General features: G+C 68.6%; 13 protein-coding genes and 3 pseudogenes. 10 read left to right on the forward strand and 6 right to left on the reverse strand.

From position 1 onward, the window contains the following. Positions 1-28: 28 nt before the first annotated feature. Positions 29-385 carry a DoxX family protein gene (locus tag QQG74_RS12845; RefSeq protein WP_341720509.1) on the forward strand — a complete coding sequence of 119 codons (357 nt, stop codon included), beginning with the start codon at positions 29-31 and terminating at the stop codon, positions 383-385. 99 nt (positions 386-484) lie between these two features. Here the strand turns inward: QQG74_RS12845 and QQG74_RS12850 are convergent, their stop codons facing one another. Together QQG74_RS12850 and QQG74_RS12855 are read right to left on the reverse strand one after the other, a co-directional pair. Beyond that, positions 485-1,945, reverse strand: coding sequence for an SDR family NAD(P)-dependent oxidoreductase (locus QQG74_RS12850; RefSeq protein ID WP_341720510.1), 1,461 nt, complete (start codon positions 1,943-1,945; stop codon positions 485-487). 612 nt (positions 1,946-2,557) lie between these two features. Continuing rightward, positions 2,558-4,618, reverse strand: coding sequence for a tetratricopeptide repeat protein (locus tag QQG74_RS12855; protein WP_341720511.1), 2,061 nt, complete (start codon positions 4,616-4,618; stop codon positions 2,558-2,560). Positions 4,619-4,738: 120 nt separating this feature from the next. On the opposite strand from QQG74_RS12855, the gene QQG74_RS12860 reads away from it, so the two are divergent. Both QQG74_RS12860 and QQG74_RS12865 read left to right on the forward strand, forming a co-directional pair. Next, positions 4,739-6,268, forward strand: a complete 1,530-nt coding sequence (locus tag QQG74_RS12860) for a recombinase family protein (protein WP_341720512.1) — start codon at positions 4,739-4,741, stop codon at positions 6,266-6,268. A 66-nt stretch (positions 6,269-6,334) separates the two neighbouring features. Then, positions 6,335-6,960 (forward strand): annotated as a pseudogene (locus tag QQG74_RS12865) (transposase); the annotation flags it as partial. Between the two features lie 341 nt (positions 6,961-7,301). Here QQG74_RS12865 and QQG74_RS12870 read toward each other — a convergent pair. Continuing rightward, the gene (locus QQG74_RS12870) at positions 7,302-7,985 is read right to left on the reverse strand and encodes a BON domain-containing protein (protein WP_104113980.1); all 684 of its coding nucleotides are present in this window, start codon (positions 7,983-7,985) and stop codon (positions 7,302-7,304) included. Between the two features lie 237 nt (positions 7,986-8,222). Between QQG74_RS12870 and QQG74_RS12875 the strand changes: the two genes are divergently transcribed. From QQG74_RS12875 to QQG74_RS12900, 6 genes and pseudogenes are all read left to right on the forward strand, one after another. Then, on the forward strand, positions 8,223-8,666 hold the full coding sequence (locus QQG74_RS12875; RefSeq protein ID WP_341720513.1) for an SCP2 sterol-binding domain-containing protein: 444 nt from the start codon (positions 8,223-8,225) through the stop codon (positions 8,664-8,666). Beyond that, positions 8,663-10,732 carry a glycogen debranching N-terminal domain-containing protein gene (locus tag QQG74_RS12880; protein WP_341720514.1) on the forward strand — a complete coding sequence of 690 codons (2,070 nt, stop codon included), beginning with the start codon at positions 8,663-8,665 and terminating at the stop codon, positions 10,730-10,732. Before QQG74_RS12875 ends, QQG74_RS12880 begins: the two co-directional genes overlap by 4 nt. Before the next feature lie 35 nt (positions 10,733-10,767). Beyond that, positions 10,768-11,286 (forward strand): DUF892 family protein, encoded by a 519-nt coding sequence (locus QQG74_RS12885; RefSeq protein ID WP_341720515.1) that lies wholly within the window; start codon positions 10,768-10,770, stop codon positions 11,284-11,286. A gap of 620 nt (positions 11,287-11,906) precedes the next feature. Continuing rightward, positions 11,907-13,220, forward strand: coding sequence for an ISL3 family transposase (locus QQG74_RS12890; RefSeq protein ID WP_341720516.1), 1,314 nt, complete (start codon positions 11,907-11,909; stop codon positions 13,218-13,220). A gap of 25 nt (positions 13,221-13,245) precedes the next feature. Then, positions 13,246-14,565 (forward strand): annotated as a pseudogene (locus QQG74_RS12895) (ISL3 family transposase); the annotation flags it as partial. A gap of 28 nt (positions 14,566-14,593) precedes the next feature. Beyond that, positions 14,594-14,773, forward strand: a pseudogene (locus tag QQG74_RS12900) (transposase); the annotation flags it as partial. 155 nt (positions 14,774-14,928) lie between these two features. On the opposite strand, the gene QQG74_RS12905 reads toward QQG74_RS12900, so the two are convergent. The 3 genes from QQG74_RS12905 to QQG74_RS12915 form a co-directional block, all read right to left on the reverse strand. Further along, a complete protein-coding gene (locus QQG74_RS12905) occupies positions 14,929-15,357 on the reverse strand; it encodes a CBS domain-containing protein (RefSeq protein ID WP_104113986.1) in 429 nt (142 codons plus the stop codon). 212 nt (positions 15,358-15,569) lie between these two features. Then, positions 15,570-15,773, reverse strand: coding sequence for a hypothetical protein (locus QQG74_RS12910; RefSeq protein WP_146074847.1), 204 nt, complete (start codon positions 15,771-15,773; stop codon positions 15,570-15,572). Between the two features lie 616 nt (positions 15,774-16,389). Then, entirely contained in the window at positions 16,390-18,078 is a 1,689-nt protein-coding gene (locus QQG74_RS12915) for a replication-relaxation family protein (RefSeq protein ID WP_275937808.1), read from the reverse strand. 469 nt (positions 18,079-18,547) lie between these two features. On the opposite strand from QQG74_RS12915, the gene QQG74_RS12920 reads away from it, so the two are divergent. Continuing rightward, positions 18,548-18,706 carry a hypothetical protein gene (locus QQG74_RS12920; RefSeq protein ID WP_167435607.1) on the forward strand — a complete coding sequence of 53 codons (159 nt, stop codon included), beginning with the start codon at positions 18,548-18,550 and terminating at the stop codon, positions 18,704-18,706. The last annotated feature ends 44 nt before the right edge of the window (positions 18,707-18,750 follow it).

Here is an 18,750-nt window from a genome sequence, read left to right on the forward strand (position 1 = left end):
GCCGCTTTCATGGATATGGGAGACGCCGATGTTCGCCATCTATCTCACGGTGACCCTGGTCGCCTCAGCCCTCAACGGTTCGGCTGCCATCGCAAACGTGATCGGCCACGAATACCCGAAGGCGGAGGCGGACCGCAATCGGATACCCCGATCGTGGGTACGGCCATTGGGAATGCTCCTGGGCGCGGGCGCGCTCGGCTTGCTGGTTGGGTTCGTCGTGCCGGTCGTGGGTACGCTCGCGGCAGCCGGTTTGGTCTTGTACTTCCTCGGCGCGCTGGGCGCACATGTGCGGGCGGGTAATTTCCGACTCGGCGCCTGGGCACTGTTCTTCGGACTCGCTCTGGCCGCACTCACCGTTAACCTCGCCTACCACTCGGACGCTTGATGCAACTGTTGGGTGGGGGTCGGCGCTGGGTGTCGTCGGGTCTTCGCGGCCAATACTCCCGGCCCCTGCGGGATGAGGTTTTCGGCGGGGCAGCACCGATCACCAGGCGCAGGGTGTGTAGTCCTTGAGGAAGCAGCCGTACAGGTCTTCGCCCTGTTCGCCGCGGACGATGGGGTCGTAGACCCGGGCCGCGCCGTCGACCAGGTCCAGCGGGGCGTGGAAGCCGGCGTCCGCCAGCCGCATCTTCGTCGGGTGCGGCCGCTCGTCAGTGATCCAGCCGGTGTCGACGCTGGTCATCAGGATGCCGTCGGCCAGCATCTCCTGGGCGCTGGTGCGGGTCAGCATGTTCAGCGCGGCCTTGGCCATGTTGGTGTGCGGGTGTCCGGGTCCCTTGTAGCCGCGGGCGAACTGGCCCTCCATTGCCGACACGTTCACCACGTACTTGCGGCGGGCGGTGGCTGCGGCCATCGCCGGTCGCAGTCGGCTGACCAGCACGAACGGCGCGGTCACGTTGCACAGCTGCACTTCGAGCAGTTCGACCGGGTTCACCTCGTGCACCCGCTGCACCCAGCTGTTGACCGGGTCGAGGTCCGGAACCAGACCGCCGGCGTCGATGGCGCTGGCGGTCGCGATCCGTTCCGGCGAGGCGGAGCCGCTGGTCAGCGCCAGCGCGGTGAGCGCGTGCGGGGTGATGGTGGGCGAGTTCGGTGGGGCGATCAGGCTGCCCGCCGGGTCGCCAGGGCCGGCCGGTTTGGCGAACGTGATCATCTCCGGCAGCGGGCCGTCCGGCAGGGCCGCCGCCTCCGCGGCGACGAGTTGCGCGTACGCCGCAGGCGTGCGGCGGACGGTCTGCGCCGCGTTGTTGATCAGGATGTCGAGAGGTCCCTGGCTGCTGACCGAGTCAGCGAGGGCGATCACCTGGGCGGGGTCGCGCAGGTCGATCCCGACGATCCGTAGGCGGTGAAGCCACTGGCCGCTGTCGGGCATCGCGGCGAATCGGCGGACCGCGTCGTGGGGAAACCGGGTGGTCACCGTGGTGTGTGCGCCGTCGCGCAGCAGCCGCAGCGCGATGTACATGCCGATTTTCGCCCGGCCGCCGGTGAGCAGCGCGCGTCGGCCGGTCAGGTCGGTGCGGGCGTTGCGGCGCTCCCGGTTCAGTGCGGCGCAGGGCGGGCAGAGCTGATGGTAGAAGGCGTCCACATCGCGGTAGCGCTGCTTGCAGATGTAGCAGCCGCGTGGTTTGTGTAGGACGCCGGCCGTGGCACCTACGGTGGGGGAGACGAGCGGGTTGCCCTGGGTCTCATCGTCGATCCGGCCCGGGGCGCCGGTGGCGGTGGCCGCGGTCACCGCGCGGTCGGCCGCCGCGATGGCATCCCGGCGTTCCTCGCGTCGCCGCTGCTTGATCATTTTGTAGAGCTTGGCGGTGGCCCGCTGCACCCGTACCACGTCGGGGTGATCGGGGGGCAGGTCCTCCAACGCCTCGAAGACGCGGAGACAGGTCTCCAGCCGGGCCGGGTCAATGCGGTATTGACCGGGTTGCGTAGTTTTGTCCGCTGTCATGCCGTCGCTGTCTCGTCCCGTTCCCTGCGCCGGAGCTATCCGGCCCACCCCAAGTCCGACCCGGAACTGTACGCACCGCACGGCCTCCGACGCATCCCGCGCCTGTTCACCAGCCCGAAGACCCGTAGAGGTCACACCTCGACCAGGCATATGTGCCCTGTCCTGGACGATTCGCGGCGCGGTAGATTATGCGCCACTCGCAGTTGCGCATCGTCCGCCGGCGGTAACGATCCGCTGGCGGGGTGTCACGGGCCGGCCGCCTGCTGTGTGGCGAGGATCGCCTCCAGCGCTTCGCGCACGTACTCCCCCGATGGGCCGGGTGCGGCCATCGTCGTGCCACTGTTCAAGGGCGCTGAAGTAGACACCGAAGATGTAGGTGCGCGCCAGGACCCGGGCCGAGGCCGGCGCGTGCCCGCGGTCGGCCAGGGCCGCGGCGATGCGGTCGACCATGGCGTCCATCGTGGCGTAGACGGCTGCCCGGATTCGTCCACCTAAAGCGGCGCGCTGCTGCTCTCCCTGCTCCGGATCATCCGGCTATCGATGAAGATGCTGCTGTGGGCCGCGATCGGGTAGCTCTCGATGAGCCGCCGACGGGACCAGGTTCCTCGGTTGTCAGACGACCCGGCGGACGGCGGGGACGCTTGACGGATCGGCGCGGCCCTCGGGTACCGGTGCCCGATCGTGGGGCGTCTCCGCCGCGATCGGGCCGATCAGGTCGAGGCCGCACTGGGCGCGCAGTTGCTCGTCCCGGTCGCCGGTTTCGGTCGCGATCCGCAGCGCGGCGGTGTGCCGGGCGAGTGCGTCGTCCGGTCGGCCGGTGGCGTGCATGACCTCGCCGAGCGCGTTGAGGACGCTGGCCTCGCCGTACCGGTGCCCGGCGGCCCGGAACAGCGTCAACGCCTGGCCGAGATGGTCAACCGCTCGCCCGTACCAGCCGAGTCGGGCCTCGGCCTGACCGAGGTTGGCCAGCGCGATCGCCTCGCCGTAGCGGTGCCCGGCGGTCCGGAACAGCGTCAACGCCTGGCCGAGATGCTCAGCCGCCGAGGCGTACCGGGCCAGCCGGGTTTCGACATCGCCCAGGTTGGCCAGCGCGATCGCCTCACCCACCGGGTCGCCGAGCGCGCCGAAGAGGGTGTACGCCTGCCGGTGGTACTGCGCAGCCGATTCGTGCCGGCCCAGGCTCTCCTCCACACTGCCCAGATTGGTAAGCGCACCCGCCTCGCCGTACCGGTCTTCGATGGCCCGGAACAGCACGAGCGCCTGCCGCTGGTGCCGGGCGGCCGACTCGTGGCGCCCCAACCGGTCGTCGACGATGCCGAGGTTGGAGAGCGTACGGGCGGTGCCGTACGAGTCCTCGGTCAGCTTGTGCAGCGTGAGGGCCTGGCGCAGGTGGTCGGTCGCGCGCTCGTACCCGCCGAGCAGCCGGTGCACCGCCCCCAGGTTGGTCAGCGCGTGGGCCTGTCCGGGCAGGTCGTCGGCGATGCGGGCGGCGTGCAGCGCCCGGGCGTGGATGGTCAGTGCGTCCGAGTGGTGTCCGCTTTCGAGGTAGCGGTACAGGGTCGCGGCCAGCCGCACGGTGTGTGCCGGCCAGCCGTGGTCGGCCGCGTAGCCACTGACCGCGACGAGGGTGGGACGCTCGGCATCCAGCCATGCGCGGGCCAGGGCCGGTTCGGCGAACGCCGGCAGTGGTGCGCCGGCCGGCACCACGATCCGGGGGCGGTGGTGTCGCTCGGCGGGATACAGCATGTCCATCGCGATTGCGGCGGTGGCCAGATAGTAGTCGAGCAGCCGGGACAGCGCCTCGGTCTGGGCCGCCTCGGACTCCTCGGCCCGGGCCAGGTCGGCGGCGTAGGCACGCAGCAGTTCGTGCATCCCGTACCGGCGCAGGCCGAGATGCTGGACCAGGTGCGCGCGGGCGAGCTGGTCGAGCAGGTCGTCGGCCCGGTCGAGCGGCGCGCCGGTGAGGGCGGCCACCGCGTACGTCTCGATCTCCGGGCCGGGATGGCGGCCGAGCAGCCGGAAGGCGCGGGCAGTGTCGGCGGCCAGGTGCTGGTATGACCAGGAGAAGACGGCACCCACCGCGGCCCGAGGGTCGCCCCCGGCGTCCAGTAGGCGTAGCCGTCGCTGCCGGTCGCCCAACTCGGCAACGAGGTCGGTAAGCGCGATCGGATTGCGGCTGGCGGCCAGTTCGGCCGCCAGCCGCAGCGCCAGCGGCAGCTGGGCGCACAGCCCGGCCAGCGCGACGGCCGCTGCGGGCTGGGCGTCCGCCCGGGGCCCGATCAGTTCGTGCAGCAGCGTCACCGCGTCGGGCAGCGGCAGCGGATCCAGCACCAGCCGGCCGGCACCGTGCAGGGCGACCAGCCCGGCCAGGCTGTCCCGGCTGGTCACCACCACCGCACACGACGGCGTTCCGGGCAGCAGCGGACGGACCTGCTCGACCGAGGCCGCGTTGTCCAGGATCAGCAACATCCGCCGACCGCTGATCTCGGTCCGGTACCGGGCGGCCCGCTCGTCCGGGTCGAGCGGGACCGCCTCGCCGGTCACCCCGAGCGCGTTGAGGAACCGGGCCAGGACGTCGCCGGCGGTCACCGGGCGCTGCGGGTCGTAACCGCGCAGGTTGACGTAGAGCTGCCCGTCGGGGAAGAGCGGACGGTCCCGGTGCGCCCAGTGCACGGCGAGCGCCGTCTTGCCGGGGTCCGTTTTCTAGCACATAGTCGATGTATGGGCATGGTTGATCCTCCTGCTGTGGTAGCCGATCTTTACCTTCGCTTGTCTGACCTGCGGGTCGAGGACTTGAACAGCGATGGTGAGAGCAAGGGGCTCGTGGAGCACGAGCGGCTGTTGGTCGAGCGTGCGGGTCGTCTGGGGTGGGCGGTGGGTGAGGTGATCGTTGAGAACGACATGGTTAACGGCAAGCCGAAACCCGCGTCGGCGTTCAAGCGTAAGAAGGTGCGGTTGGCGGACGGGACGACGGTGTTGCGGGTGATCCGGCCGGGGTTCACTCGGTTGTTGGACCGGTTGCGGCATGGCCGGTCGCAGGCGGTGTTGGCGGTGGACCTGGACCGGACGGTGCGTGATCCCCGGGACTTGGAGGATCTGATCGACGTCGTTCAGGAGACGGGGGCCAACGCGCAGTCGCTGTCGGGTTCGTTGCGGTTCACCGATGGTGGGACGGACTCGGAGATCACTCTGGCGCGGGTGATGGTGACGATGGCGAACAAGGCCAGCCGGGACACCGCGCGTCGGGTGAGCGCGGCCCGCCTGCGGCAGGCGATCAACGGGGAGTGGGGTGGGGGGCGGCGGCCGTTCGGGTTCTGCGGCGGCCCGCCGCAGGTGGGCATCGGTGACCCGGCGGAGTATGTGTGCCGGTGGCACGGTGGCCGGGACTGCCTGGCGGGGATCACCCGGGTCGAGGCCGAGGCGGATGTGATCGCGGACTGCTCAGAGCGGTTGTTGGAGGGGGCCACGTTGCGGTCCCTCGCGGCCGAGTTGCGGGAGGGGGACGTGCCGACGGTGACGGGTGCGCCGTGGTCGGCGGAGGGATTGCGGGATATCCTGCTGCGTCCGCGAAACGCGGGGTTCATGGTGTACGACGGGAAGATCCTTCAGGGTGTGACGGCGCCGTGGAAGCCGATCATCGGCCCGGAGGTGTTCTTCGCCGTGCGCGACATGTTGACCGATCCGTCGCGGCGCAGCGGGCCCGGGGCGGCTCCGCGCTGGGTGGGCACGGGCATCTACCGGTGCGGGGTGTGCACACCACCCGGCACGGTGACGGGGCGGCCGGTGACGGTGCAGGTCACCCTCGGCGGGCGGGCGCCGCGCTACAAGTGCCGCCAGCACAACCACCTGACCCGTAACCAGGCGCATGTGGACGCGGCGGTGTTCGCGCACGTGGTGTACGCGTTGACGCACCCGCGCGCGTACGAGTTGCTGACCGACCCGGCCCCGGAGGTCGACGTGGAGGGGTTGCGGGCGCAGCGGGCGGCGATCGGGCAGCGGTTGAAGCGCATCCTCGCCGACGAGTTGCGGGGGTTGGAGACGCGGGAGTACGCGCGCGAGGCCCGGCGGGAGGCCGCCGCGATGATCGCCGAGATCGACGAGCAGTTACACGCGAACGTGGGCAGCGACCCGTTGGCGCCGTTGGTGAACGCCCCGGACCCGGTGAAGGCGTGGCGGGACGCGCCCCTGGCCGACAAGCGGGTCGTGATCGACCGGCTGATGACCGTCACGATCCTGCGCACCCAGCGCAAGGGACGCGGGTTCGACCCGGCCACGTTGCACATCGAACCCAAGCATACGCTCGGCACGCTGGCCCTCGCCTAGGAGACCCCTGAATAATGTGGCGTGCCGGTCCGCCGGGTCTGATCGGGTTTGATCGATAATTGGTGGGTGCAGGGTAGATCCGGTTCCGACCGCGAGTTGTGGGACACGGCGGCGCTGGTCGGGCATCTGTGCCGCCCGGGAGTGTGTACGCGTTCCTGGCCGAGCACCGTGGCGAGGTGTTCCCCGACGGGCTGTTCGCCGACTTGTTCCCCTCCGGGCGGGGGCCGGCCCTCGGTGCCCGGCGAGGTGATCGCGTCGGTGCTGCTGCTGCAGACGCTGCAGGACCTGTCCGACACCGAAGCGATGCAGGCGTTGCGCTGTGACCTGCGCTGGAAGGTGGCCTGTGGTCTGCCCATCGACCACGAGGGCTTCCATCCCACGACGTTGACAGTGTGGCGTAACCGGCTACGCGCCTCGGACCGCCCGGAACGGATCTTCGAAGCGGTCCGAGCGGTGATCGCCAGACCGGGGTGTTGAAGGATAAGACCCGCCGGGCGTTGGACTCGGTAGTACTGGATGACGCGGTGGCCACCCAGGACACCAGCACCCAGCTGATCGCGGCGGTGCGGCGGGTCCACCGCGAGATACCCGCCGCTACGGCGGTGATCGCGCAACACTGTCACGCCCACGACTGGGACGACCCCGGCAAGCCGAGGATCGCCTGGGACGACAAGACGGCCCGCGACGCCCTAAGGTCCTCACCAGACCGTCCGCCCCGTCCGCCCCGTCCGCGACGCCGATGGCCAGACTGGCGAGGCCCAACAGCCGAGTCGTTGCCGCCGCCCACGTACGCGCCCGGATCGCCGGCAACGTGCTGCCGTCGCCCCGGCGTATGCTCAACCATGCCTGTGGCTTTCGTTGTGATCAGTTTGCTTCGACAACGAGATGATCACCAGGAGCCACGCATCCTCACGCCAGGGTCCACGCCGGACGGAGCGACGGCCTCAGCCGACCCCTAACCTTCTGTGAGCCGGTATGTGTGGCCGGACGGGTTGCATCTTCGATATGCAGCGGGGTGATCTGGCGCGTCGTGTCAGGCATCGGGCATGACAACGATCCGGTTCTCCACCGACGTCACACCCGGTGTCGACCAGGCAACTCGGGCGGCTTCTTCGCGTTCACTCCAGGATCGGACAACGCCGGCTAGGACGACCTTGTCGCCTTCGATGGTCACGCTTAGCCGTTCGCCCGGTGTGTCTACGGCACGGATGAGAGCCTCCTCGATCCTGTTGCGTGCCGCCGCTACGTCCACCTTCAACCGGGGCCGGATTGAGATCTGATTCGTGACTCCCCGTACTCCCGACAGGCGCTGCACCGCCCGCTTTGCGGAGCGCCGCTGATACTCCCACTCGACCTCTCCGCTGAGCGTCACCCAACCCTTGGTGACGGTGACGTGGATGTTCTGGCTCGGCACCAGGGCGTCCCACTCCAAGGCCCGTGTCGCTGCCGCTGCCAGATCCGCGTCGTTGCGTTCCGCTGCGGTAGGCAGACGGACTTCGAGGTCGTTGGCGACCGCCTTCACGCCCCGCACTCGATGTGCCGCCTCCTCGGCCGCCCACTTCTTTACGTATGAATCCACCCATCCCGTCAGGGTTACCACACCGTCCTTGGCGGACACACCGATCTCGTTTGGTTGGACGCGGGGGTCCCAGTGCATCTCGGCCAGCACGTCCCTTTGGAGTTGTTCGTCGGTGCGGGCCGTGGTCGTGGTGGTCATCGCGATCCTTCCAAGAGATCCGTTGGTCAGCTTCACCTTAACCCCGGGCATGCACGTGGTGGAGGCATGTCGGGGACGTCGCGCTAACGAGTGAATCGGCGCAGTTGTGAGGGACAAGAATCTGAAGACCTGCTATGAGGTCTGGGGCCTCCGCGTGCGTCACCGGGTTGCGAACCCGCCGCCCAGATTGAATCCCGTTTTCGGCCGTCGTTGACACGTCGCACCTACGATATGGGCATGTCGCCGACGAGACAGGAGCTGACACGCGCGCGGGAGACGTTTTTCCGGTCGCTGTCGTCTCGTGCGGGGCACGTGCTTCCGGGCTGGGTCGCTGGTGTGGTGTTGATCAGTGTGGAGGACGGGGGCGGTGGGGAGTTCTGGCGTGTGGCGATGCGTGACCGGAACGTTGTCGTGGGCAAGGGCAGCGAGCCGGCCGATGCCACAGTCACGTTGTCGACTGGCCTGTTCCACGACCTGATCACGGGGAATGATCAGTTGATAGCCGCGATGCTGCGTAATGAGGCGGCGGTGATGGGGAAAGTTGCACTGTTGTTGGTTTTTCGGCGGTTCTTTCCCTCCGCGCCCGGGTCGGGTGATCCGAGGGACCGGGTCGATGGCTGCCGTTGGCGGGAGCGGATGGATGAGACCGTCGCCCGGAGCCGGCCGGCGGAGCGAGCATGAAACCGCTGGTCAACATTCTTGACGGCAACACGTTTTTGGTCAGCGACCGGCAGGGGGATGTTGATCCCTCGCCTGTTTTTCCCACAGGACTGTTCTCCTATGACACCCGCTTTTTGTCTACTTGGCTGTTGACCATCGACGGCGGTCGGCTTACCGCGTTGTCGGTGGATGACCTGCAGTATTTCGAGAGCCGGTTTTTCCTGGTGCCGGGTGAGCCGACCCATTACGTGGACACCGACATCTCGGTGATCCGTCACCGCACGATCGGTGGCAGCTTCGATGAGGATCTTGCGGTGCTCAACGAGGGAAATAAGTCAGCGAATCTGGTCGTCAGGGTCGAAATGGGCGCGGACTTCGCGGACCTGTTCGAGGTCAAGAACCCAACGCGGAAGGCGGCGCCGGTCACGGTCGCCGTCCGTGATGGCATGCTGTGTTTCACCTATCGTCGGGGCAACTTCGAACGGCAAACAGTGGTGTCCAGCAGCGTGGCCGGCGATGTCGATGAGCACGGCATGACCTTCCGGATTCAGGTTCCCGCACACGCCGAGTGGCGCACCCGGCTGCATGTGGCGACGAATATTCTGGGCGCACAGCAGCGCGACTTCCGGGACAGCCTGCGCCTGCACCGTCCCCGATCCGCGGCGCAGATCTCCGAGGAGTTGGCCGGATGGCTGGACAGGACGCCACGGCTAGTCAGCGACAGCGAGACGCTCACATCGACCTACCGGCGCAGCCTGACCGATCTTGCAGCGCTGCGGTACACCTCGGTCAGCACCGCCACTCACCTGGTCGCCGCTGGTCTGCCGTGGTTCATGACCCTGTTCGGCCGCGACAGCCTGTTCACCTGTCTGCAGTCTCTGCCCTTCCTGCCACATCTCACACCGCCGATCATCACCGCGCTGGCGCTGGCCCAAGGGTCTCGCTTCGATGACTTTCGCGATGAGGAGCCTGGCAAGATTTTGCACGAACTGCGCTACGGAGAATCAGCCGGCTTCGGGGAACAACCGCATTCTCCCTACTTCGGTTCCGCCGACTCAACCATGCTGTTCGTGATTCTTCTCGACGAGTACCACCGATGGACCGGCGACGACTCGCTTCCGAAACGGTTCGAGATGGAGGCCCGGGCCGCACTCGACTGGATCGACACCTACGGCGATCTGCTCGGCACCGGATATGTGTGGTACCAGACACGCAACCCCGAGACGGGATTGCAGAACCAGTGCTGGAAGGACTCGTGGGACTCGATCTCCTATGCCGACGGCCGGCTGCCCGGCTTTCCGAGAGCCACCTGCGAGTTGCAGGGCTACGCCTACGACGCGAAGAAGCGGGGCGCCCGGCTCGCTCGACTGCTGTGGGACGACCCGACCTACGCGCATCGGCTGGAGCAGGAGGCGGCCGATCTCAAGGACCGGTTCAACCGGGACTTCTGGGTCGGCGACGGCCGGTTCTACGCCTTGGCACTGGACGCCGAGGGCGGGCAGGTGGACGCCCTGTCATCCAACATCGGGCACCTGCTTTGGAGCGGCATTGTCGACCAACGGCGCGCCGCCGACGTCGTCGGCCACCTACTCGGAGCACGGCTCTTCTCCGGCTGGGGGATCCGCTCGCTCGCCACCGGAAACGGCCGCTACAACCCGCTGGGATATCACGTGGGGACGGTGTGGCCGTTCGACAACTCGATCATCGCCTGGGGCCTCTGGCGGTACGGGTTCCGGGAGGAAGCCAGCATCATCTGCAAAGCGCTGTTCGACGCCGCGCGATACTTCGACGGCCGCCTTCCAGAAGCATTCGCTGGATACGATCGGAAGCGAACAAAGTATCCCGTAGAATACCCAACGGCGTGCAGCCCACAGGCATGGTCCGCAGGAACGCCGCTGCTCCTAATCCGGGTGATGCTCGGACTGCAACCTCACGGCAACCACCTCGTCGTCGACCCCGCGCTTCCTGACAGCATCAGACGCATCGAACTACTAGACATTCCCGGCCGGTGGGGAGTCGTGGACGCCCTCGGCCGACGACGACCGGACACCAACCACAACGAACGAGACAGCGCCTCTCGCAGTTGATTGACTGACGAATCACTCAGAGTATCCGCCAAAGGATGGTGAACGGAATGAAGTCAGCCAACGAGGTATTCCTCTTTGAACTCGCGGCCATGCAGGACATTGAACGCGAAGCGCGTTCAATTCTGGGACTCCTCATCGGCGCCCGCGTCCACAACGACACACTCAAACGCATAATCGAGGACATGGCCAGCGCCAGCAACCAACACTCCGAAAGAATCGACAGCTGCCTGCGACACCTCGGCACAGCACCCCTGCAAACCCGATCCGCACCCATTCGTGGAGTTCAGGAAGACTTCCAAAGCTTTCTCAGCGCTTTCCACAATGACGCAGTCCGCGACCTGTTCGCCCTCAACACCGCTCAACGCATCACCAAACTCGCCATCGCCGGCTACGAACACCTCACCGACTGGGCGACCATCATCGGAGCCGTCACCTGCACGCAGTGCCTCCTCAAGAACCTCGTCGAAAAGACAGAGACCTCACAACAACTGAGAAAGCTCAACCAAACCCTCAGCGAACAGCTGCTCACCACCGCGGCGCCGGCAAAATCGTGAACGGGACCGTAAACTAATGGCCCCGACGGGATGGAGGCTATCAATCCCCTGAAAACGTGGAGTCTCGGCTATGCGGCTAAAGCCCCAGAGTTCGCGCCGTTAATCGCGCGCCGTCGGCGGCCGTCGCAGGCGGAGTGCTGGCGACGCCGGTTGTAAAAGTCGGTGATCCAGGGTGGCGATCTTGAGGCGTGCCCGACTCTTATCAAAAATTAGCCTCAGCCCTTCGTTAACGGCTGTCCCAGGGCTGGGCTGGAAACGCAGAAGTGCCTTCTGATCTGGGAAAATAGGGCTTGTCGAGAGTCCTGATCATCCCGCGTTACGGAAGGCACCTGCAGAGTAAAGGTGGTACCCCAACAAACACGGGCTCTGTCGCTGATCTTGTGACGGCAAGTAGCGAGCGCCAAGATCCTCTCGGTGCAGTCCACATTGCTCAAGGTCCTCCCGCATCTGTCTGGCGTCGTCATCGAGGCGATCGAGCGATCGGGGCTCAACGAAGTTGATGGGGGTCGGCTGACGTCTCGGGTTTGTCCAGGGTGGACCCTGGCGTGAGGGTGCCCGTGGCTCCTGGTTGATCATCTTGTTGTCGAAGCAAGGTTGATCACAACAGAAGAGCCACGGGCATGGTTGAGGATACGACCCGACTGCTGGGCCTTGCCGGTCTGGCCGTCGTCGGGGTCGCGGACGGGTCGGAGGGTCCGGTGGTGGACCTGGTCACCGCGGATGAGCGGGCACGGCGGTGTCCGGAGTGCGGGACACCGGCGCGCAGATCGAAGGGCCGGCGGGTCACCCGGCCTCGTGACCTGCCGATCGGTGGGCGGCGGTCGGCGCTGCGCTGGTGCAAGCGGCGCTGGCGATGTGACGAGTCAGCCTGCGGGCGGGGGTCGTTCACCGAGGCGGTGGCGGCCGTGCCGGCCCGTAAGCGGTTGACCGCCCGGTTGCGGGCGGCGGCTGGTGCGGCGGTCGCCGACGGCGGGCGCACGGTGGTGCAGTCGGCGCGGGATCATGACCTGTCCTGGCCGGTGGTCGCCGCCGCGTTCGCGTCGCATGCGGCTGCGGTGCTGCCGCAGCAGCCACAACCCGTCGAGGTGCTGGGCATCGACGAGATCCGCCGGGGACGACCGAAGTTCATGCTCGACGAGGCCACCGGCGGGTGGGAGAGCACCGTCGACCGCTGGCACGTCGGGTTCTGCGATCTGTCGGGCGGGCAAGGGCTGCTCGGTCAGGTCGAGGGCCGCACCGCCCAGGTCGTGGTCGACTGGCTCCTGGCACGTCCGCCGGCGTGGCGTGAGCAGGTGCGCTACGTCGCGATCGACATGTGCACGATCTTCAAGTCCGCCGTCGGGCAGGTGCTGCCTCACGCCCAGCTCGTCGTCGACCACTTCCACCTCGTGCAGTTGGCCAACGCCTGCGTCACCGAGGTCCGCCGCCGGGTCACCGTGCAGGTCCGTGGTCGGCGCGGACGCAAAGGCAACCGCGAGTGGGAGCTGCGTAACCGGCTGACCCGCAACGCCGCCCGGATGCGCGCCGAGCACGTCGACGACCTGCAAGCCGAACTCGCCGCGCTACCCGCACGCATCGGCGAGCCGATCCTGGCCGCGTGGAACGCCAAAGAAGACCTACTCGACCTGCTCGCGCTGGCCCGCACCAACCCGGACCGGGAACGCGTCGCCACACTGCTGGACCGCTTCTACCGCCGCTGCGCCAACGCTGATCTGCCCGAACTCGATCGTCTGGCCACCAGCGTGCAGACCTGGTGGCCCCAGATCCTCGCGTTCATCCGCACCGGGATCACCAACGCCGGCTCCGAGGGCACCAACCGAGTGATCAAGACCGCCGCCCGTGACGCCTACGGCTTCCGCAACCCCGTCAACCAGCGACTACGCACCCGCTGCGCCACCACCCGACGAACCCGAGGACACCTCGACCCCCGCTAACTTCGTTGAGCCGCGATCGGCCGCGATGATCGTGCTGAGGGCGCGGCCGAGGGCACATGGGAGTCGTTGTCCGCAGTGCAGCACGACCTCGGTGCGTACGCATGGCACGTATCGGCGTCGGCTTGCCGACGCCGCGCTCGGTGGCTGCACCGTGGCGATCGATCTGTTGGTCCGGCGCTTCAAATGCGTGTCTCAGGTGTGTCCGGCGGTGACGTTCGTCGAGCAGGTGTCAGGTCTGACCCAGCCGCACGGACGGCGGACGCCGGTGCTGCAGCAGCAGCTGGCGCAGGTCGCGGTCTCTCTCGCGGCCCGGCCAGCGGCTCGCCTCGCTCGACGGCTGGGGCTGCCGGTCGCCAAAGACACCCTGCTGCGGCTGGTGCGTGCGTTGCCGGAGCCGCCCGTCGGTGACGTGCGCGTCGTCGGTGTCGACGACTTCGCGCTGCGCCGGCGTCACATGTACGCCACGATCATCGTGGACCTGGAAACCCGTCGTCCGGTCGAGGTACTTGAGGGACGCGAAGCCGGGCCGGTCACGGCGTGGCTGGCAGAACACCCCGACATCGACGTGGTGTGCCGCGACCGCGGCCGGGCCTATGCCGAGGCCGCCCGAGCCGGTGCCCCGCAAGCAGTGCAGGTCGCCGACCGGTGGCACCTGTGGCACAACCTGTGCCAAGCGGTGGACAAAACCGTCGCCGCGCACCACGGCTGCATCAAGGCAGCCTTCACCCCGACGCAGCCACCGGCGCAGACTCCGGCGCCGCCACTACCAGACGCGCACCTTGATGTCCGGGGCCGACCCCGCGTCCTGGCGGCTCGAACCGCCGAGCGATACCAGGCGGTGCAGGAACTCGTGGCGGCCGGCCGTTCGCTGCGAGGCATCAGCCGCGACCTTCAACTGGACTACTACGCGGTACGTCGCTACGCCCGCGCCACGAGCCTCGACGAGCTCATCGCGCCAGCAGTCCATCGCCGCTCCGTACTCGATGCGTTCAAGCCCTACATCTACGAGCGGTTCACCGAAGGCCAGCGCAACGCCGTGCAGCTGTATCGAGAAGTCCGCCAGCAGGGCTACACCGGTAGCGCCAGTACCGTCAATCTCTACGTTCACCTGCTCAAACGCGGCGTGACCGCCCCACCTGCACCGCGTCCGATCCCGGCTCCCCGCTCCGCGGCGACCCTGCTGCTCACCCATCCCGACCGGCTACCACCCGAGCAGACCGGCAACCTGCACGATGTCCAAGCGGCATGCCCGCACCTGACCGCCGCCGGCCAGCATGTGCGCGCCTTCGCCAAGATGTTGACCAACCTCACCGGCCAACAACATCTATCCGAGTGGATCGACAGCCAGCGTTCGCGCCGACGACCTGCCCCACCTGCGGCAGTTCGCCGACGGACTCCGAACCGACTACGACGCCGTCCTCGCCGGCCTCTCCACACCGTGGAGTTCCGGCCAGGTCGAAGGACAGAACACCCGGGCCAAGCTGGCCAAACGCCTCGGCTACGGCCGCGCGAACTTCGACCTGCTCCGCAAACGGATCCTGCTTCAAGCGTGAGACATCGTCACAAGATCAGCGACAGAGCCTTCGGCTGTACGTAGCTCTGCGCTCCCGGCCGTACCCCCGACAGCGACCAGCAGTGACAGCTCACGGACCAACTACTCCCATGCGGCCGGTTCCAGCGGCACACGCGACTGCCCGCCGCGTGGCGGCTACAAGTTCGGCGGTGCCGAGTAGATCCGGTCCGTGTACTGGGCCACCTTGTGTTCCCCCAGGTGTGTGGCGAGGTCCGCCTCACTGATCATCCCGACTAGGCGGCGGTTCTCTATCACCGGCAGCCGCCGGATCTGGTGCTGCTCCATCAGCCGTAGCACCTCGTCCTCGGTGGCCTGGGCGTCGACCCAGACTGGCGTGCCCTGAGCTAGTTCACGTGCCGTGGTGGTACGCGGGTCGCCCCCCTCGGCGATGCACCGGATGACGATGTCCCGATCGGTGACGATGCCGTGCAGGCGCTGGTCGTTACCGCAGATCGGCAGAGATCCGACCCGCATGTCTCGCATCTTCCGCGCGGCCACCTCCAGAGTCTCGTCCTCGCCGATGCACTCCGCGCCGCGGTGCATGATGTCTCCGGCCTTGGCCATCTCTGTCCTCCTGGTCGCCGAACTTGGAGACTGTAAATGTCGGCGGCGCCGCGTAGCGCGCACCAGCGACGGCAGTTCATCCCCGTACCCGGGCCGATCAAACGGCCGGCTGCACATCACCGAGCTGGACAAGCCGCCCATTTTGCCTGCTGCGGTTCCTTTCGTAGCTGAGTGCAGGACGGGGGCACCCCCTTCTTCTGTATGGCTGGCACTCAGCCTGCTGGTGGCCGTTGTCGACGTCGGCCGAGCAGCGCGGCCACCGTGGCGCGTTGCGCGTCGCTCAGCGGCGGCCACCGGTCCACGTTCGCCCTCACGTGGGCCATCAGCGCCTCGTCGCGCAGTACGGCCCGCAGCGCCGCCAGTTCGGGGTCGTCGGTGTCGCGGGGCGCGGCGATGGCGGCGAGGCGTGCCCGCATCAGCGCCCGCACCTCCGGCGACCCAGTGGTGGGTTGCTCGGTGGCCGGTCGCGGGTGGTCGGTGTCTGTGGGTGGGGCGGGTCGGGGTGTGATCCGGGCTGTCGCCCGGATGCGGGGCGGGTGGGTGGCCGGCGGTAACGTTTCCCGTGCGTTGGGCTGGCCGGGCGGCTGGTGGGCGGGGGTGAGGTTCCGGCCCGACGCGGGTGCGCCAGGATCCGGTGACCGGTCGCCTGGTAGGCGACGGCGTGGGTTAGGTGTCGTCGGCTGGCTCGTGGCCATCGTCCTCCACAGTCACGGTCGCTCGGTTGCGGTCGTCTGCGGTCATCGCCTTGTCCTCTCTTGTCGTGGGTAGTGGCTGGTCTGCGGGCGGCCCGCCCGCGCTCCCGTCGCTTCTCGGTGCCGGTCGGCACGGCGGGGCTACGGAACGATGTGGCCCGGCGAGGGGCCGCCAGGCGGGTATGCAGCGGCGGCGTGTGAGTGCTGGCTCATCCGCGCCGAGCAGCGTTGCGGACGACGGGACGCCGGCCGCATAGACGCGGGGCGGGCGTCCACCGAGGCTGCCGCGCTGCGCCCCCACGGGCCGGCCTGGGGGCGCGGAGGCGGGTGTACATGGCGGTCAGCGGCTGTTGGTGGTGTCGGCGAGCAGCGCCGCGATGAGGTCGGTCAGCGGGGTGACGGTGTGGCGCTGGTCGTGGGGCAGGCGCATGGTGTGGTGGCAGCCGGGGCAGTCGCCGGTGTCGATGGCGGGGATGGTGAGCGCGCAGCGGGCGCAGGCGGTGAGGTGCTCGACGTCGAAGGCGGCGGCGAGCATCGCGCGGTCGGTGCGTTGGCGTTGCCACCAGGACAGGTGGGTCCACTCGGCGGTGACCTGCTGGTCGCGCCACTGCGGGTAGGTCGGTGCCGTGGCCTCGTCACGGTGGCCTGGTGGCTGCCAGTAGCGCCACACCTGCGCCTGCGCGGCGTCGCGGGTGGGGGCGTCGCCAAGCTGGTGGTGCTCGGCGGGGGTGAGTAGGCGCCGCCCGGCGAGGTGCGCGGCGGCGGCGTACCAGGCGGGCCGGTCCTCGCCGGTGGCGGCGAGGTGTGCGAGTTGGCGGACCTGGTGCGACCACGCCTGCTGGTGTAGGCGGGTGAGAGTGGCGCGTAGGGCGGGCGTGTCGCCGCTGGAGCGGGGGGTGCGCCGCCACCACTCGGCGAGGGCGTCCAGGGTCGGGTCGGCGTCGAGGTGGGGTGTGAACGCGTCGGCCGGATCGTGGTGGGTGTCGAGCAGGTAGCTGACAAGGTCGACGGCGGCCGGGCCGAATAGCGGGAGCAGGGGCCGCGGGTTGACGCGGAGGCGCCGCAGCGTCTCGTCGCGTTGCAGGCGGTCGGACTCGGCCTCTTGCCGCCGGTAGGCCGGCCGCGCGGCGGCGGCGGTGGTGGCGCGTTCGGTGCAGATCGCGGTCAGGGTGACCTCGGCGGCTTCCGGGTCGGTCAGCGTCCAGGCGTGCTCGGTGACCGCGCGGGCCGGATCGCGGACGAGGCCGGCCGCGGCGACGACGAGCCGCCCGTGCGCGGCGATCAGGTCGAAGTCGTCGACCAGCCGCCGCCCATAGCTGGGCAGGCTTTTCTCGCCGAGGTGGCGGGCGGCGTTGCGGGTGAAGGTGACCGCCCGATGCGCGGTCGTGGTGAGCAGCAGCAGCGGCGGGCAGTACGGGAACCGGCCCCGCCACGCCTCGTCGCGGGCGTAGGCCCGGTACCGGTCCAGCTTGCCCCGAAGCTGGGTCTGCGTCATCGAGGCCAGGTCGACCTCGATGAACGCCGCCACCTCCTGCCCGTCGTCCAGGACCGCCTCGTAGACGGCGTCCGGGGTGAGCCGCTTGACGCTCGTGCCGCCCCACTGGGAGGCCGAGCCTTCCCACTCCTGCCACCCGGCCCGGTCGGTGGCCCAGCCCGTCAACGTCAGACCGGCGGAGGGGCCGTGCTCGCGCAGGGCCAGCCACACCTCGGTGATGGTGGCCGCGTGGGCGCTGAACAGCGCCGACGGGCGGCGTCCGTCCGCCGGGGAGGTCCCGGTGACCAGGCGGGCTCCGGCGGGACGCAGCCACCAGTGGTGCGGCGCGCTGCCCCGCTGGCGGCCGGGCCGGTCGTAGTCCACCAGAGCGGCCGTGCGCAACTGCTCCAGCCGGTACAGCACCGTCCGCGCCGGAGTCGCCGTGGCACGGGCGAGCTGGTCGGTGGTCATCACCCGGTGATCATTCAGCAGCAGTAACAGGTGTTCACTGGGACCGCCGGAGGCCCGCAGCCGATCAGTCGTCTCGGACGGCATCAACACACTCCCTTCCGCGCAGTTACGCGGATATCCGCTTCCCCGGGGGAGAGAGGACATAGTCAGTCGCCGGTCTCCTCACCAGGCGAAACTCGGCATCGACCCGCCTCTTCACGGACTGTCAGGTTGCGGATCGGGTCCAGACCAATCCGCAAACCTCCCAGGCCCACAGCGACCTCTGTCAGCAGAGGCACGAGGACCTGTCAGCGCCTGACCCACCCTGACCGCCGAGCTGGTCAACCCCGCCTGACAGAGCCTCGCGTCTGTCAGGCGCAGGCAGAGCAGCGGTCGGGAAAAACTCGGACGGCTGTTACGGGGCGGCGGCTCCTCGGGTGCGGTATGGTCCGCGCATGATCAGCGGATAGGCTGATTACGGACAGCCGCCCGCCACGGCGGCGGCAGCGGCGAGCTGCGCCTGCACCGCCAGCCCGGACGCCTGAGCTGTCAGGTCCGCGACTGCGGCGGCGGCATGACCAGCGATGTGCCCGCGCTGCCCAACGCCAACGTTCCCGGCCAGCGCGGCCTCTGGCTCGCCCACCACCTCACCCGCGGCCTCACGCTGGACACCAGCCCGCACGGGCTGACCGCCACGGTCAGCGTTCCCCTCGGCCCACCGGACGCGCCATGAGCGGCCCCGCCGACATCTGGCGCTGGCACAGCCAACCCCAGCCG

Origin of the sequence: Micromonospora sp. FIMYZ51, assembly GCF_038246755.1 — a bacterium.
Classification (GTDB): Bacteria; Actinomycetota; Actinomycetes; order Mycobacteriales; family Micromonosporaceae; genus Micromonospora.